The sequence below is a fragment of the Gordonia sp. UBA7860 genome (genome assembly GCF_002500165.1).
Lineage (GTDB): Bacteria > Actinomycetota > Actinomycetes > Mycobacteriales > Mycobacteriaceae > Gordonia > Gordonia sputi.
In genome coordinates, this window is sequence record NZ_DLSO01000130.1 from 12,145 (window position 1) to 28,224 (window position 16,080).

Here is a 16,080-nt window from a genome sequence, read left to right on the forward strand (position 1 = left end):
CGTGGTCGTCATCGCGGTATCGGCACCAGACCGCATTCCGGTCTCCCGGCTCGCCCAACCGTACTAGATAAGGGTAGGCTTACGAAACCTGAAGAGGAAGATAGTCGGTGCGACCGTGCTCACAGTGGCCACCCGATCCTCCGACCGGACTACATGAGGCTGAACAGGGGAGAATTGTGAGAACGTCTGCCGCAGGGCACCATTCGACTCGAACTCAGGTCGCGATCATCGGCGCAGGCCCCGCGGGGCTCACGCTGGCGCACATGCTCGCCGGCCAGGGGATCGACGCCGTGGTGCTCGAACGTCAGACCGAGGACCACGTTCGCTCGCGTGTGCGTGCAGGTGTCATCGAGAATTCGACCGTCGACGTTCTCACCGAACTCGGGGTAGCCGAACGGCTCCATCGTGAGGCGTTGGTACACAAGGGGTTCTATATCCGCCTCGATCGCACCACGCACCACCTCGACTTCCATCGACTGTCGTCGCGCAACGCCTACGTCTATGGGCAGGCCGAGATCGTCGCCGACCTCATCGACGGACTCCGTGAGATCGGACGCGAACCCCTCTTCTCTGCCGCCGACGACGTATCCATACACGATTTCGAGGGCAGCGCACCGTCGGTCGAGTTCACCGTCGACGGTGTCCGGCACCACGTCGACGCCGACGTGATCGCGGCGTGCGACGGCTTCCACGGCGTCGGGCGCGCGACGATGGCGCCGTACGTCGAAACCCTTGAACGCACGTATCCGTTTGCCTGGCTGGGCATTCTGGCGCACTCCACACCGGTCACCGAGGAGGGCATGTACTGCGCCCACCCGGACGGACTGTCGGTCCACAGCATGCGTGGACCACACTTGAGCCGACAGTATCTCCAGGTCCCCGCCGATGCCCGCCTCTCGGACTGGAGCGACGAGGCGATCTGGACCGAGCTCGCCCGACGTAGCGCCAGTGACGATCATCCGCCGCTGGAAACCGGCGAGATCATCGATCGCAGCCTGGCACCCCTGCGCAGTGTGGTGACGCAGCCCATGCAGCTCGGTTCGTTGTTCCTGCTCGGCGACGCCGCACACATCGTTCCTCCGACGGGCGCAAAGGGACTCAATCTCGCCGTCTCGGACGCGTGTGTCCCCTCCCACGCCCTCGGCGCGTTCTACGCCACGGGAAAGCGTGAAGAGCTCGACGCCTACACCGCCCGCGCGCTTCCCAGAATCTGGCAGGCGCAATCGTTCTCGTGGAACCTCACGTCCCTTCTGCACCGCTTCTCCGACGATCCGTTCGACTGGGAGCTGCGTCGCGCACGCCTACAGCGATGGGTGTCGTCCGAGGACGAGCAGCGCGCGCTGGGCGAGGTCTACCTCGGGCTTCCGTTCCCCACTCCGTGGAATTTCACATGAACAAGGTCGTCGCGAGCCGCGACGGGTTCGTCGAGTTTGATCCCGAACAGGTTGCGCAGCAACGTCATCGAATCTCGCATGGTCACCGGCTCGGACACCCGGGTTCCGTCAGAGCTGGTGGTCACCAGGCGGTAGCCCGTTTCCCCGCGTCGCGACGTGAGGGTGTAGCGACTCCCGCCGTCGTCGCGGGTACAGATCACCGACCCAGTAAAGCGCGACGACGCGTCGGTACTGTGCCAGCGCGCCATACCGGCGAACTCGCCGAGTTCACGTGGTACGCCGTCGAGCACGTATCCACCGCCGCCACTGGCGATCTTCCAGGGTGCCCGGGTCGTCGAGATCAACCCGCGCGGTGACCATCTCGCCACCGAAGCCCACGTCGACGAGGTGGCGCGCGGACCCCGACCCGACCACGATCGCCATGTGCCCCAACGGCAGTCCGAGTCCCGCCTCGGTGCGTACCTGCGCACCGATGGGTTGCGCCTGCACCCCGAGCTCACGAAGCGCCAAGAGCAGAACGCCGTTGAGCTCGTAGCAGATCCCTCCGCGACGACCGGTGATCAGCTTGTCGACGATCGCCCCCGGAGAGACGTCGACGACGAGTCCGCGATGAATGTCGAGGTTCTCGAACGGTATTGCCCGATGCTGCGCACAGGCGAGGGAATCGACCGCAGCGACATCGAGCTCGGCGGTGTCGTGGTCGGCGAGCAACGAGGGCCGCTCACCGATACCGATGCGCGCCAGATAGGCGTCCGTCGGAAATCTCACACTCAGCTTGGTCACAGCAGAAAGGATAGGCTACCCTCAGCTTGATCAACGGGGGTGGTCCACCAGTCGCTACGTGATCTGTCATCAGGATCGGAGTTCGGAGCATGCACGACCGCCACGGCGACAGACGGGAAACCCTGTCCGGCAAAGCCCTTCGCATGGCACGTCTGTTCTCGTCGCCTTCGCGACGCGCGCTGGTCGTGCCGATCGACCATTCGGTGACGATCGGCCCGCTCGGACGCGCAGACCACGCCGATACGACCGCAGCGATGCTCGCGGACGCCGGCGCCGATGCGCTCATCGTCCACAAGGGCAGAGCGAAAACCATCGATCCGCGCCGGTTCACCGCTCTCGGCCTGATCGTGCACCTCTCGGCCGGGACGAGCCTCGCACAGGACTCCACCGGCAAGGTGCTCGTGGGTTCGGTCGACGAGTGCCTCGGACTCGGCGCCGACGCGGTGAGCGTTCACGTGAACGTCTCCTCGGATACCGAACCCGAACAACTCGCCGACCTCGGTCGGGTCGCCCGCGAATGCGATCGCCTCGGAATGCCGCTGCTGGCAATGATGTACGCGCGCGGAGCGACCACCTCACCGGCTTCGACGTCGGCGCAGACTTTGGCACACCTGGCCGCGATCGCGACCGACCTCGGAGCCGACATCGTCAAACTCGACTACGCGGGCAGCACCGAGGCCATGGATCAGGTCGTCGACTCATGCCCGCTACCCATCCTCGTCGCGGGCGGCCCCTCCGCCGCGTCCGACGACGCTGCCGTCGAACTCGGCTGCCGCGTCGCACAATCCCGCGTTGCAGGTCTCAGTTTCGGACGTCAGATCTTCGACGCCGACGACCCGTCGCAGGTGGCGGGCGCACTTGCCGCCCACCTTCACGACCACGATCCCCGCGCGCTCGCGTTGGCCTGATCGCGAACCAGCCCCTCCCCCTTCACCATCGAGGTAGATACACATGAGCAACAGCACTGACATCGTGACCGACGACATCACACCCCTCGGCGTCGATCGCGACAGTTCGTCGACCACTGCGGCGCAGTCCGATTCCGGCCGTGAGCATTTCGCCTGGGTCGACCTACGCACCGTTCCCGCGGGCACCGTCGACGCCATGGTGCAGGCGGCCATTCATCAGCGCATCGACGGCATCATCTCCGCCGACATCGACCTCCTCGACGGCCTGCCGCCCACCGTGCGTCGGATCTACGCTCCGGGCCACTCGAGCGATGAGGTCTCGGAGGGCCAGATCTCGGCCGACATCGTGCTGGTTGCCCACGGCGACTCCGAAGAAGTCGCTCCGGGTGCCGAAACCGCTGTGCACGTTGTCGTTTCCGACGCCAACACCCTGCGCGACGCCTGTGAGACCGTGCGGCGCGCTCCCTGGACACTGCTGACCTTCACCGACCCCACCAAGATCCCCCTCGAGATCGTGATCGCGGCGGCGGAGAACTCCGGCGGACGCACCGTGACCGTCGTCAACGACATCGAGGACGCCGAGATCGTCAAGCTGGTACTCGAACACGGCTCCGACGGGCTACTGCTCGCCCCGCAGAGCGTCGACGACATCGCAACGCTCGCCGACGTCATCCGCCCGTCTGCCGACCGCATCGAACTCACCGAGCTGACCGTCACCAAGGTCGAGCACATCGGCATGGGCGAACGTGCATGCATCGACACCTGCTCGCTGCTCGCCCAGGACGAGGGATGCCTGATCGGTTCCTTCTCGACCGGAATGTTTCTGTCCTGCAGCGAAACCCACCCGCTGCCGTACATGCCGACCCGTCCGTTCCGGTGGAACGCCGGTGCCGTGCACTCCTACGTTCTCGTGCCCGACAACCGGACGCGCTACGTCAGCGAACTCGCTGCCGGACAGCCGATCCTCGCGGTGCGCAGCAACGGTGACGTCCGCGAGGTGCGCATCGGGAGAGTCAAGATCGAGCGCCGCCCGCTGATCTCGGTCAGCGCGACCGCACCCGACGGACGCACCATCAACGTGATCGCACAGGACGACTGGCATGTGCGCCTTCTCGGCCCCGGCGGATCGGTGAACAACGTGACCGACCTCGTGCCCGGCGATCGCCTTCTCGGCTACGCGCCGACCGAATCACGGCACGTCGGATTGCCGATCACCGAGTTCTGCGACGAACGATGAGTGGCCCTGACGTCCTGTGGTACATCAACCCCACCGACGGCGACGTCCCGTGGGAGCCCGAACACCGTTTTGCCCCGACGTTCGACGCACTCCGGCACCAGGCCCGCACCCTTGACCAGCTCGGCTTCTACGGCGCGCTGACCACTGCGCGCGAGGCGATTTCACTCGTCGGGGACACCGAACAGCTCCGCTTCCTCATTCCCGAGTACCCCGGCGTCAAGCCTCCGGTGCTGATGGCCGAGGAAGCCCAGGTGTTCGACCAGTACTCCGGCGGTCGGTTGATCTACAACCAGGTCAACGGCGCCGATCCGGTCTTGCACCGGTACGGCAGGTTCGAGTCGAAGGCCGACCGGTACCGGATGTCGGCCGAGTTCTGGACCCAGGTCAAGCGTCTCTATCTCGACGACACCGAGGCATTCCAGGGCGAATTCTTCTCGTACGGACCGCGATACAAGCCCGCGATCCCCGGCACCCGGCAACCTGGAGGCGTTCAGGTCTGGGGCACCGGTGCGTCGACCGAGGGCATCGCGCACGCGGCGGAGGTCCTCGACGTCTACCTGTCGTTCATGTCCGAACCCGGCTCTCTCACCACGCTTTTCGACCGCGTCCGGACGGCCGCAGCCGAGCGGGGCCGATCGCTACGTTTCGGTGTGCTCGCGAGCGTGATCGTCCGCGAGACCGAAGAGCAAGCGTGGGAACGCTTTTCCGAACAGCTCGCGCACACTCGACCGGAGACGGTGCTGGCCACCGCCAATCGCAATCTGCGCAGCTTCGGCTACCCGGGTCTCGACGAGATCACCAGCGAGAACCCGCAGGTTCAAGGCCGGATCGACGCTCTGCGCGCGGGCCGGATTCCGGGTAGGGAACTGCTGGAGTTCGCACCGAACATGGCTGCGGGACTGACGACCTGGACCGCCGCGGAGCCACCGTTCGACATCGCGGGTAAGGGCACCGGCACCTACTTCGTCGGCAGCGCCGAGAATGTGGCGGCGGCGATGTCGTCGGTCGCGGAGCGCGCGGGCATCGACATCTGGATTCTGTCGGGGTGGCCGCTGGCCCGCGAGGCCGAGATCACCGCAGAGCTCTTGCTGCCGCTACTGGCGACCGACCGCAGCACGCGACTGGTCGACGCCGCTTCTGCCCGGTGACCACCACGCAGAAGCGGGGCCTCACCCCTCGACGCCTGAACCTCTTCCGCGACGACAACACCGGCGTCGGGATCAACATCGTCGCCGTGATGACGTCCAGTGTCGCAACCGGCGCACTGGGTTTCGTGTTCTGGACGATCGCGGCGCGCGGCTACTCGACGGCGGAGGTCGGCAGGGCGTCGGCCATCATCACGTCCGCGACGCTGATGGCCACCCTGTCGAATCTGAGTCTCGGCAGTCTGTACGAACGGTTCCTTCCGATCGCCGGGTCCAAGGCGCACCGCCTGATCACGATTGGCCGCTCCGTCATCATCGTGGCAGCAGTGCTGTTCGGACTCGGCTTCGTCGTACTCGGCCCCCGCGACGCGCTGTTCACCTCGTCGGCGGAACCGTGGCTGTACCCCGTCATCGTTGCGGTACTCGGTGTTTTCGCTGTGCAGGACCCCTTGTTGATCGGCCTCGGCCGCTCACGCACCGTCGCGCTCAAGAACGTCACACAATCGACGATCAAGCTGATACTCGTCGCACTGCTGATCCCATTCGCGTCAGGTTCAGCCATCGTCGCCGCCTGGGTGATCCCCGCGGCGGTCATCGCATGCTGGATCGGATTGAGCGCCGTACGCCCCACAACCCGCGCGATGACGGGCCCCGGAACGCTTCCCGGGCGAAATGAGATCGCACACTTCTACGCCGGCTCGCTCGCGATGACGGCGGTGGGAGTGGTTGTGCCGCTCGTTGTTCCACTGGTCATCGTCGCTCAGCTCGGCACCGAGATGAACGCGTATTTCTCGGTGTGCTGGCTGGTCATCAGCACGGCGGCCATCCTGCTCAACGCCACCTGCGCACCGTTCGTGTCGGCCTCGGCGGAGCCCGACGTCGATTTGCGGGCAACCACACTGCGATTCATCGCACTGTGTGGCGGCGCAGCAGTCGTCGGTTGCCTACTGCTGATCGCGCTGGCGCCGTGGATTCTTTCGATCATGGGCCCGCAGTACGCCCGTGAGGGGACAGATCTCATCCGCCTGATGGCGCTGACCCTGCCGACGGTGGCGTTCGTGGTGATCTACGGCGGCCTCGCGCGGGTACAGCGCAAGCTGAAACTCGCTGTGGCGACACAGATCGTCTTCGGCGTCGTCGTGATCTGCGGTATCGCCGCGGCGGCCGATCGATGGGGCATCATCGGAGTCGCCTACGTCTACCTGGTGGCCGACGTCGCCGTTGTGCTCTTCCTCCTCGTACCCGGTATTCGTCTGATCCGCCAAGCCCTCGATCCGAAGACCACTCTCGCATCGTTCACCGGAGCCGTCAGATGACCACTTCTACCGACGCCACCCTCGGCGACACCGCCGAGGTTCACTCGGTGCGCACCGCGATCCTCGCAGGCGCACAACGCTTCACCGACCGTCCGGCCATCCGCATGGCCGGGCAGAGCCTGACGTACGGCCAACTCGTTGAGCGAGCCACGTCGGCTGAGGCATCGATCACCGCACGTGCCGGCGGATCGTCGAATCCGGTTGTCGTGCAGGTGGGGTTGTCGCCCGACGCGGTCGCGCTGGTTCTCGGCGTGTTCCTCTCCGGACATCCGATCGTCGCCCTGGACCCGCACCTGCCGGCCGAACGTGTCTCGACGATCCTGGCCGAGCTCGAGAAGCACGACCGCCGTGCCGAATTCATGATCGCCGACGCCGAGCACCTCGACGCCGCTCGGACCGTCGCTGCCGCCCACAGTCTTCCGGTGACCGACCTCGCCGCGATCACGAACCAAGGCGCCGCCAGCGGCGGAGCAACCACGGGTCTCGACAACCCCGATGACCTCACGAGCATCCAGTTCACATCGGGCTCGACGGGCACGCCCAAGGGCGTGCTGCACCCGAATGGCATGTGGCTCTGCGATTCCGAGCTGATGCGCACCGGATTCTGGATCACACCGGGACGTCGCGTCGCGCTGTGTCTTCCGATCAGCTTCGGTGCCGGACTCAACGTCTTGATCGGATCGCTGATCAACGGTGCCGACATCACCGCCGTCGACCCGCGTGATCGCACCGCAGGCGCGATACTCGACGCACTCGCCGAGTGCGCCGCAGAGATCACCTTTCTCACTCCGGCACTACTGCGTGCGCTGACGAGCTCGCCCGAGACGACCGGCCACCCAGCGTGGACATCGTTGCGCCGCATCATCACCACCGGCGAGGCACTGAGGTCCGACGTCGCGCAGGACGTGCTGTCACACGCACCCGAGGCAACGGTGACGAACTGGGTGGGATCGTCGGAAACGTCGGCGCTGGCGTACTTCGATCTCCGCGCGGGAGAACACGTATCCCCCGGTGCGCTTCCCGCAGGTGTCCTCGCTCCGCACAAGTCCGTCACCATCGCCGACGACGGTCGCGTCGTCGTCTCGTCGCGTCACCTCGCACTCGGATACCTTGACCCGGCCGCCGACGAGGGCCGCTTCTCCCGGAACGCCGACGGCGTGCTCAGCTTCCGCACCGGCGACCGCGGAACCTGGGACGGCACCACGCTCACCCTCACCGGCCGCGTCGACGACGCCGTGAAGATCAGGGGCTATCTCGTCGAACCCGCGGAGGTGCACCGCGCGATCATGTCCGACGGCGACCTCGCCGAAGCCGCGGTCATCGCACGGTCCGAACCCGATTCCGGCCGCACCGAACTGCTCGCCTACGTCGCACCGGTGCCCGGTGGCCGCACTCCTCCGGCCGCCGAGATCCGCACGAGGCTTCGAGAACGACTGCCCGAGTGGATGGTTCCCGCACACGTCGTCGAACTTGCCGCCCTGCCGAGAACTGCGCGCGGCAAGATCGACCGGGCCGCACTACCCGCGCCGACCCGACGCATCGACCCACCCGTCGGCGATCTCGAGACATCGGTGGCGGAGATCTGGGCCGAGGCCCTCGGACTCGACGAGGTCGGACGTGACGAGAACGTCTACGCACTCGGTGCCGACTCGCTGACGGTGGCACAGATTCTCGTCGGGATCACCCGACGTTTCGGTGTTGCACTCACCCAGGCCGACGCCGCGTCGGCACCGACGGTCGCAGCGATGGCACACACGTTGGACGCACACCTACGACCAGATTCTGTTGCCAGTAAGAGTGATTCACTCGCCCCGACGACGGTGCCGCTGCGTCGCGGTAACGGGCAGACGGTGTTCTGTTTCGCGGGTGCGGGAGCGTCGGCGCTGGTGTTTGTCGCGCTCGCCGACCATCTCGCCCGCGACGAACGGATCGGATCGATCTACGGATTCCAGCCGCACGGCTTGGAGAATCGCGGGTTCCCTGACTGGACGGTCGGGGTCGCCGCACGCAGACATCTGCGCGAGCTGCGTCGTCTCCAACCGAGCGGGCCCTATGTGCTGCTTGGCCATTCGTTGGGCGGATTGATCGCGCTCGAGGTTGCTCGTCGACTCCTCCGTGCGGGCGAGCAGGTCGCGCTCGTCATGACACTCGACACGTTCGTCCCCCAGCACACCGCCCGAGCTGTCGGTTCGTCGGCGCAGACTCCCACGACCGCCGAGAGCGACCAGCGTCCCCAGTTGTCTCGATCACAATTGTGGCGCAACCGAATCCAGTTGCTACGCGCCGGATTCCTCACCGATCAGCCCGTCGAGTCGGCACGCGCCATGGAGCAGGTCGGTTGGCGCGTCGGTCGATTCCACCGCCCCTCGCCGTATCACGGTCGAGTGCTTGTCGTACTCGGCGCGGACAACAACCACGACGAACGGGTCTGGACCGATCAGCTCACCCCGGGCGACATCACGATCACCCGGGTTCAGGCAGATCACATGTCAATTGTGCGCGAGCCGCACATCACCGAGGTGGTGGGGCACTTCCTCGACGCGCTGCCCTGAGGTGATCACCTGTGTCGCAGCACATTCGCGTAGCGTTGCGGCGCGGTCAACATCGCGACGGCGAAGACTGCAGAGCGTATCTCGCCCGCCGCGAGCAGCGGGAGCACATCCCGACGCGACACGCGCGCACGAGCGATGCGCAGCAGTTCGTCTGTCACCGGTCCTGCGCCACCGTCATGCTCCGCGCGCATCGCCATGTGCGCCGCGGGGATCAGAACCTCGCGGTACACGAAAGACCGTGCAATCGAACGCCATTGCCTCGTGTCGGGAACGGTGTCGAGCATCTCGAGCACCTCGTCGCCCATCTCGAAGATCGCGCGTGTGTCGGACGTGACGCGGTGCGAGACCGAATCGTCGCGAAGTCGATACCGGTACAACGCCTCTGGTACGGTCGCCACCCTGCGCGAGTCCAACGCCACCCGCGCGATGGCCGATAGATCCTCATACGCCCGACGTGTGCCCCACGGATCGTCGCCGAGAACGTCACGGCGGAACAGCTTTCCACTGGCGTACGACCGTGCCTTGCTGCGCAACAAGAGGCCTGCGTACTCGTCGCCCGTGAGTGCGCCGGTCGACAGCACCGGAGTGAGCGTCCCCGTCGGCACTCCGATCTCGTCGACGAATCGCGTTGTGCACGTGGCGAAATCCGCGTCGTTGCGAAGTAGTTCGTCGAGCATTTTGGTCGTGAACGCCGCGTCGGCGATGTCGTCGCTGTCGAAGAACCAGATGATGTTTCCCGACGCCGCGGCCAGACCCGCATTCCGTGCAGGCCCCACGCCACTGTTCTGCGGCATTCGCACGACCCGATACGCGATCTCGCCTGCCGCGAGCACCTTTTCGGCTCGTTCGATGGAATCGTCACCGCCGCGATCGTCGACGAGCACGATCTCGTCGACCGGAGCCTGCTGGTTGAGTATCGAGCGCACACAGGCCTCGATGTAGGCGGCGCTGCGATAGACCGGCACGACAACAGACACCGACACGTCGTGCATCGTCAGTCGGGTGCGGCTTGTGGCGGATTGATACATCGCGAGATGCGCTCCCCTCAGAATCATTCCGCGTAAGGGTAGCCTAACCGCGATACCGTGCGCCTGTCGGCACCGTGCTCGACGAAGTCGACGCTGTCGTTGCGGACGAGGTCAGGGCGTGACCGTGGCGATCACGCCGTCGTGGTCGGAACCCGGTAGCTCTACTCGACGGAAGCTCGTCGGCACCGGACCTCCGCGGGTCATCACCCGATCGAGAGCGAGCACCGGTGGGAAGTGCCTGTTGGCGGGATACGTTGCGACGATCCCCGCCCCGAGGTGATCGGCGGCGTCGACGAGTCCCGGCGGATTGGCGAGCAACCTCCGAAAGCGCGCGTGATCGTAGGTCGAATTGAAATCGGCGCCGAGGATCAGCGGGAGTCGCTCCTCCCCCAACGTCGACGACAGCAGATCGACCTCGTATGCCCACCGCCACGCGGGCTCCGGCCACGGCGGAATGGGATGCAGCGCGTATATGGCGCGCCGTCCGACGCCGGGCAAGTCGACGACTGCCCGCAGGTTGGCCATCGCCATCTTGCCGATGCGGAATTCGTCGGTCAGCGGGTAGCGCGAGTAGATTCCGGCGCCGCCCCCGCCACGTCTCGGAACCACGAAACGATACGGCAGAGCACTGCCGATTCCTGCGGCGTCGAGCCTGCCGATCGCGTCGTCGGTGAGTTCGACGACGGTCGCGATGTCGACGCGATTGTCGCGTATCTCCCGCACGACCGACGCGGCGTCGGCCTGTCCGAGGTAGATGTTCGCCTGCAGGACCGTGATGTCCGACGCTGCGCGCGACTCGTCGGTTCCGATGAAAAGCGGTACCTGCGTGCCGATCCCGATGGCGACGACGACTGCAGCGACGATCGCACACATCCACGCCCTCGACGCGAGCAACACGACCAGGCCGACAATGCCGATCACGATCAAGACCGGAGTACCCGCGGCCAATCGTGCCCAGGTGTTGCTGACGAACGGAACGGCGTGCGCGACCACCCCGAGCAGACCGACCGCAGCCAGCAGACAACCGATGATCGTCAGCGCTGGGCGCAGTCGACTCGACCCAGCCGTACCCGACCCAGCCGTACCCGAGTCAGCCGTACGCGACGTCGACGGCGTATCGGGCAAACCCGAGCCTCTCGTAGGTGTGTAGTGCCGCGGTGTTGTCGCCTTCGACGTAGAGCATCACAGTCCCGATTTGACGGTCGGCAAAGTAGTGAAGCCCGGCCAGCGTGAGCATGCGGCCCAGGCCACGGCCCTGAGCGGCCGGGTCGACCCCGACGATGTAGACCTCGCCGAGATCGGCGTCCTGCCGCTTGGTCCAGTGGAAGCCGAGCAGCGTCGTCGGGTCGTCGACGTCGTAGGCGAGGAACAGTCCGGCCGGGTCGAACCACTCGGCCGACGTGCGCTCAGCGATCTGCTCCGACGACCATCCACCCTGCTCGGGATGCCACGCGAACGCGGCGTTGTTGACCCGCAGGATCTCCGCGTCGTCGGCGGGGCCTGCGTAGGTGCGCAGCTCGATCGACGAGTCGACGACCAGTGGTGGCAGATCAGACCCGTCGGCCGCGACGTCGCGCCGTAGTTGCAGCAGCTCCCGCTGCTTGTGCAGGCCCATGCTCGCCGCGAGCGCCTGCGCGCCGGGCAGATCGCCGTGCGCCCACGCTCGCGGCGTCGGACCGTCGGATGTCGAGACAGCGCGCGCGGCGTCGAATGCTGCGTCGAACAGCGCCTTCCCGTGACCGCGGCGTCGCAGGGCCGGGTCGACGACCCCCTCGATCATCGATGGCTCCCCTTCACGTCCGGGGGTGATGTTGGCGTAGCCGGCCGTCGAGAGGACGTGATGTACGCCCGACGCCGCGTCAGACCCGGTGTCGTCGATGACGAGGACAGCCTGCTCCGACAGCGGGGCGACATCGTCGGCGCTGGTCGCGTCGGCCACCAGGCGGCGGGCGTGTGTAACACCGGCGGCGTCGAGTCGATCGGTGACGATCGGAGTGTCTCCGATCGCGTCAGCTTCCGCTGGCACTGAACTCCTCACCGATTCCCGAGGTGTCGAACGAGTCGCTCGCAGACGTGGCGTCCTCGTTCACGTCCCCGTCATCGAGGTCGTCATCGAGATCTGCACCGTCAGCAATATCGCCGCCGGCAATGTCGTCATCGGAAATGTCATCGTCGGAAATGTCATCGTCGACCGGGTAGTCGCTGGCAGCTCCTGAGCCGGCACCGCGACCGCGCGTGGGACGTACGGCCTTGTATCCGACGTTGCGCACGGTCCCGATGAGCGACTCGTGCTCGCTGCCGAGTTTGGCGCGCAGGCGCCGGACGTGGACGTCGACGGTCCGCGTGCCGCCGAAGAAGTCGTAACCCCACACCTCTTGCAGCAGTTGCGCGCGGGTGAATACCCTGCCCGCGTTCTGCGCCAGGTACTTGAGGAGTTCGAACTCCTTGTAGGTCAGGTCGAGCGGGCGCCCCCGCAGTCGAGCGGTGTACGTGCCCTCATCGATCACGAGTTCGCCAAGCGTGACCTTGCCCGACGCTTCTTCGGTGCCCACCCCGCGGGTGCGAACGACGAGGAGTCGAAGCCGCGCGTCGAGTTCGGCGGGTCCGGTCGCCGGAAGGAGGAATTCGTCGAGACCCCAGTCGGCGTTGACGGCGACGAGCCCGCCTTCGGTCAATACCGCCGCGACCGGAACGGCAGAGCCGGTGCTGCCGAGCAATCTGCACAATCCGCGTGCTGCGGCGAGGTCGGTTCTGGCGTCGACGATGGCGATATCAGCGTTACTGGCCTCCATCAGCGACGACACCTCGGTGGGTGCCACACGGACCGTGTGCGCGAGCAGCGACAGGGATGGCAGCACCGCCTCCGGACTCGGATCGGCTGTCAACAACAAGAGATCCACGTGATACTCCGATCTCGTCTTCCCGCCCTGAACTCCACCACTACTACTGCGACCGCCGGGCAGAAGTTCGCCGGGACGTCAGCATCACACACGAACGAACCTCATTGTTTACGTCGGCTTACCACCATGTGCGCGATAGATGACAGAATAGCGCCAATGTCGCGTTCTGCTGTTAACAAGGCAGCCGACGGGGGCGGCGCAACTGCGTCGGGCAGCCACGAGCACGGCACATTCCGCGCCCGTCGCGCACTCATCGTCGGCGTCTGTGTCGTCGTCGTGCTGCTGGTCGTGGCGTTTCTCGCCGACCTCGGCGCGGCCGCGCGTGGCGAGTACCGCTTGTCGCGATCGTTGCAGGCCTCGCCGCAGATCAGCTTCGATCCCGAGGTCACGCTCAGCGGATTCCCCTACGTGTCACATGCCGCACGTGGCGAGTTCTCCGGCGCGACCATCACCGCGCGCGGCGTCGCGGTGGCCGGTTGCCACATCCGACGCGGATGTACCGCAGAACTCGGCGCCCGCCTGGGGACACTGTCTGTGCCCGATGGGTGGAATATCGGGCCGTCGGACACCATGCACGCAGAGTCGGTCGACGCGTATACGCGGCTGGACTCGGTGAATCTCGGCCGATTCCTGGCAATCCTCGACCTCACGGTGAACACACCCGCCCCCGAGGGCGAGGCGGGCGGCGGTGGCCCACAGGATGGCCTGCTGCACCGATCGTCCGGGGTGCTGCTCACCGGAACCGTCGCATTGCCCCCGTCGGACAGTCCTCTGCCCTCCGCAGGCGGCGAGAGCACTCCCGTCCCCGCTGACACCCCGTCGGCGTCGGAATATCGGGGTCGTAAAGCAAAGGTGAGCGTCAGCGTCGACCTCTCCATCCGCGACGGACGGCTACACCTACAGGCCACCGACTTCTACGACGGCCCGGAAGAACACGAGAGCGCTCCCGAACTCGACGGCGCCGACAACGCGGCGCTGCGCGCCCAAGTGCTGCAACGATTTTCGACGACGCTGCCTCCCCTCCCCCTCCCGTGGGGAATCACTGCCACGGGTGCGCGCAGCGAGGGAAGCGACGTACTCCTCGTCGCCGACACCGGTCCGCGCGATCTTCGCCCGACCGACTTCTGACCAGCCGTCAGCGTTGTGCGTGTGAGCGCAACCCACCACCGCGCGTGAGCGCAACCCACCACCGCGCGTGAGCGCAACTCGGCGATGCAGTCGAAATCATGGGGGCTGCTATTGAAGCGTCGGGGGGTGCCTGTTGTACCCTCGTGGGCATGCAACTGCGCCGTGAGCTTCTGCTCACCCGTCGGCGGGCGATCGACTTCTGTCGCGTCGCCGACTGTTGCTGTCTCTAGTCCGGTGATCGCGCCTCCTCGGCACGCTCACCACAGGTGACGGCCGGTGTGTGCAGTGTGCGCGCTAGTGACATCGCAAGTCCGCATCTCGTCAGATGCCGCCGTCATCTTCTCGACCACCTTTCGACCGACGTCCGGCCCGTTCTCATCACTCCGGTGACCGGACACACTCACCGAGAAATCCCACCTCTGGAAGGAACCAGACATGGCACGTTCCGACGTCCTGGTCAGCGCTGATTGGGCTGAGCAGAACCTGAACAACGACAAGGTCGTTTTCGTCGAGGTCGACGAAGACACCAGCGCTTACGACGGCGGCCACATCGAAGGCGCCGTCAAGCTCGACTGGAAGACCGATCTGCAGGATCCGGTCCGTCGCGACTTCGTCGATCGCGAGCAGTTCTCCGCGCTGCTGTCCGAGCGCGGCATCTCCAACGACGACACCGTCGTCCTCTACGGCGGCAACAACAACTGGTTCGCCGCTTACGCGTACTGGTACTTCAAGCTCTACGGCCACCAGGACGTCAAGCTCCTCGACGGTGGACGCAAGAAGTGGGAGCTCGACGGCCGCCCGCTGTCGACCGACGCTGTCTCGCGCCCCGCGACCGAGTACAAGGCCGCCGATCCCGACAACTCGATCCGCGCCTTCCGCGACGAGGTCGTCGACGCCATCGGCGTGAAGAACCTCGTCGACGTGCGTAGCCCTGATGAGTTCTCCGGCAAGATCCTGGCTCCCGCGCACCTCCCGCAGGAGCAGAGCCAGCGTCCCGGCCACATCCCCGGCGCCATCAACGTGCCGTGGAGCAAGGCTGCCAACGAAGACGGCACCTTCAAGTCCGACGACGAACTCGCCGAGCTGTACAAAGAAGCGGGCCTCGACGGCTCGAAGGAGACCATCGCGTACTGCCGTATCGGTGAGCGCTCGAGCCACACCTGGTTCGTGCTGCAGGAGCTGCTCGGACAGACGAATGTGAAGAACTACGACGGCAGCTGGACCGAATACGGTTCGCTGGTCGGCGTTCCGGTTGAACTGGGAGAAGGAAAGTAAGTATGTGTGCTGCACCCAAGCAGGGACAGAAGTTGCCCGCGGGCGTCGACGTCGAGAAGGAGACCGTCCTGACCGGACAGGTCACCGACGCCTCCGGTAACCCGGTTGCGGGAGCGTTCGTGCGACTGCTCGACTCGACCGGTGAGTTCACCGCCGAGGTCGTCGCAAGCCCCACCGGCGATTTCCGCTTCTTCGCCGCCCCCGGCACCTGGACGCTGCGCGCCCTGTCGTCGGTCGGCAACGGCGACGTGACCGTCAGCCCCGAGGGCCCCGGCGTTCACGACAAGGACATCACCGTCTCGAAGTAGCGCAGCTACTCTCGGGCTTCAAGGCCCGGTACTCCTTGGGGAGTACCGGGCCTTATGCTGTGCCGACCCCTGAGTTCGACGGTTGGTTCGAACGTACGAAATCTGG

At 66.0% G+C, this 16,080-nt stretch carries 15 protein-coding genes; 9 read left to right on the forward strand and 6 right to left on the reverse strand.

The window, feature by feature from the left end; all coding sequences use genetic code 11:
* Positions 1 to 176: 176 nt before the first annotated feature.
* Positions 177 to 1,394 carry a 4-hydroxybenzoate 3-monooxygenase gene (locus B3T59_RS16550; protein ID WP_287004358.1) on the forward strand — a complete coding sequence of 406 codons (1,218 nt, stop codon included), beginning with the start codon at positions 177 to 179 and terminating at the stop codon, positions 1,392 to 1,394.
* Here B3T59_RS16550 and B3T59_RS16555 read toward each other — a convergent pair.
* Together B3T59_RS16555 and B3T59_RS16560 are read right to left on the reverse strand one after the other, a co-directional pair.
* Positions 1,352 to 1,684, reverse strand: coding sequence for an arylamine N-acetyltransferase (locus B3T59_RS16555; protein ID WP_005204243.1), 333 nt, complete (start codon positions 1,682 to 1,684; stop codon positions 1,352 to 1,354). The genes B3T59_RS16550 and B3T59_RS16555 overlap by 43 nt on opposite strands.
* A complete protein-coding gene (locus B3T59_RS16560; protein ID WP_005204242.1) occupies positions 1,662 to 2,177 on the reverse strand; it encodes an arylamine N-acetyltransferase family protein in 516 nt (171 codons plus the stop codon). The genes B3T59_RS16555 and B3T59_RS16560 overlap by 23 nt, the downstream gene beginning before the upstream one ends.
* 89 nt (positions 2,178 to 2,266) lie before the next feature.
* On the opposite strand from B3T59_RS16560, the gene B3T59_RS16565 reads away from it, so the two are divergent.
* The 5 genes from B3T59_RS16565 to B3T59_RS16585 are packed head-to-tail and all read left to right on the forward strand — an operon-like array spanning position 2,267 to position 9,335.
* A complete protein-coding gene (locus tag B3T59_RS16565; RefSeq protein WP_064863921.1) occupies positions 2,267 to 3,085 on the forward strand; it encodes a 2-amino-3,7-dideoxy-D-threo-hept-6-ulosonate synthase in 819 nt (272 codons plus the stop codon).
* Positions 3,086 to 3,128: 43 nt separating this feature from the next.
* Entirely contained in the window at positions 3,129 to 4,322 is a 1,194-nt protein-coding gene (locus tag B3T59_RS16570; RefSeq protein WP_287004359.1) for a 3-dehydroquinate synthase II family protein, read from the forward strand.
* Positions 4,319 to 5,470 carry an LLM class flavin-dependent oxidoreductase gene (locus B3T59_RS16575; RefSeq protein ID WP_287004361.1) on the forward strand — a complete coding sequence of 384 codons (1,152 nt, stop codon included), beginning with the start codon at positions 4,319 to 4,321 and terminating at the stop codon, positions 5,468 to 5,470. The genes B3T59_RS16570 and B3T59_RS16575 overlap by 4 nt, the downstream gene beginning before the upstream one ends.
* Entirely contained in the window at positions 5,467 to 6,783 is a 1,317-nt protein-coding gene (locus tag B3T59_RS16580; protein WP_287004362.1) for a lipopolysaccharide biosynthesis protein, read from the forward strand. The genes B3T59_RS16575 and B3T59_RS16580 overlap by 4 nt, the downstream gene beginning before the upstream one ends.
* The gene (locus B3T59_RS16585) at positions 6,780 to 9,335 is read left to right on the forward strand and encodes an alpha/beta fold hydrolase (protein ID WP_287004363.1); all 2,556 of its coding nucleotides are present in this window, start codon (positions 6,780 to 6,782) and stop codon (positions 9,333 to 9,335) included. The genes B3T59_RS16580 and B3T59_RS16585 overlap by 4 nt, the downstream gene beginning before the upstream one ends.
* Before the next feature lie 5 nt (positions 9,336 to 9,340).
* Here B3T59_RS16585 and B3T59_RS16590 read toward each other — a convergent pair whose 3' ends face one another.
* The 4 genes from B3T59_RS16590 to B3T59_RS16605 form a co-directional block, all read right to left on the reverse strand.
* Complete coding sequence (locus B3T59_RS16590; protein ID WP_287004364.1) at positions 9,341 to 10,363, reverse strand: glycosyltransferase family 2 protein; 1,023 nt, start codon at positions 10,361 to 10,363, stop codon at positions 9,341 to 9,343.
* 111 nt (positions 10,364 to 10,474) lie between these two features.
* Positions 10,475 to 11,488: an endonuclease/exonuclease/phosphatase family protein gene (locus B3T59_RS16595; protein ID WP_287004365.1), complete on the reverse strand. Its 1,014-nt coding sequence runs from the start codon at positions 11,486 to 11,488 to the stop codon at positions 10,475 to 10,477.
* On the reverse strand, positions 11,454 to 12,368 hold the full coding sequence (gene mshD / locus B3T59_RS16600; RefSeq protein ID WP_376782646.1) for a mycothiol synthase: 915 nt from the start codon (positions 12,366 to 12,368) through the stop codon (positions 11,454 to 11,456). Before mshD ends, B3T59_RS16595 begins: the two co-directional genes overlap by 35 nt.
* 4 nt (positions 12,369 to 12,372) lie before the next feature.
* Positions 12,373 to 13,263 carry a winged helix-turn-helix transcriptional regulator gene (locus B3T59_RS16605; RefSeq protein ID WP_005204223.1) on the reverse strand — a complete coding sequence of 297 codons (891 nt, stop codon included), beginning with the start codon at positions 13,261 to 13,263 and terminating at the stop codon, positions 12,373 to 12,375.
* A gap of 156 nt (positions 13,264 to 13,419) precedes the next feature.
* Between B3T59_RS16605 and B3T59_RS16610 the strand changes: the two genes are divergently transcribed.
* The 3 genes from B3T59_RS16610 (at position 13,420) to B3T59_RS16620 (ending at position 15,974) form a co-directional block, all read left to right on the forward strand.
* On the forward strand, positions 13,420 to 14,391 hold the full coding sequence (locus B3T59_RS16610; RefSeq protein ID WP_287004366.1) for an LmeA family phospholipid-binding protein: 972 nt from the start codon (positions 13,420 to 13,422) through the stop codon (positions 14,389 to 14,391).
* Between the two features lie 435 nt (positions 14,392 to 14,826).
* Positions 14,827 to 15,666: a sulfurtransferase gene (locus B3T59_RS16615; RefSeq protein ID WP_251721898.1), complete on the forward strand. Its 840-nt coding sequence runs from the start codon at positions 14,827 to 14,829 to the stop codon at positions 15,664 to 15,666.
* A 2-nt stretch (positions 15,667 to 15,668) separates the two neighbouring features.
* The gene (locus B3T59_RS16620; protein WP_005204217.1) at positions 15,669 to 15,974 is read left to right on the forward strand and encodes a DUF1416 domain-containing protein; all 306 of its coding nucleotides are present in this window, start codon (positions 15,669 to 15,671) and stop codon (positions 15,972 to 15,974) included.
* The last annotated feature ends 106 nt before the right edge of the window (positions 15,975 to 16,080 follow it).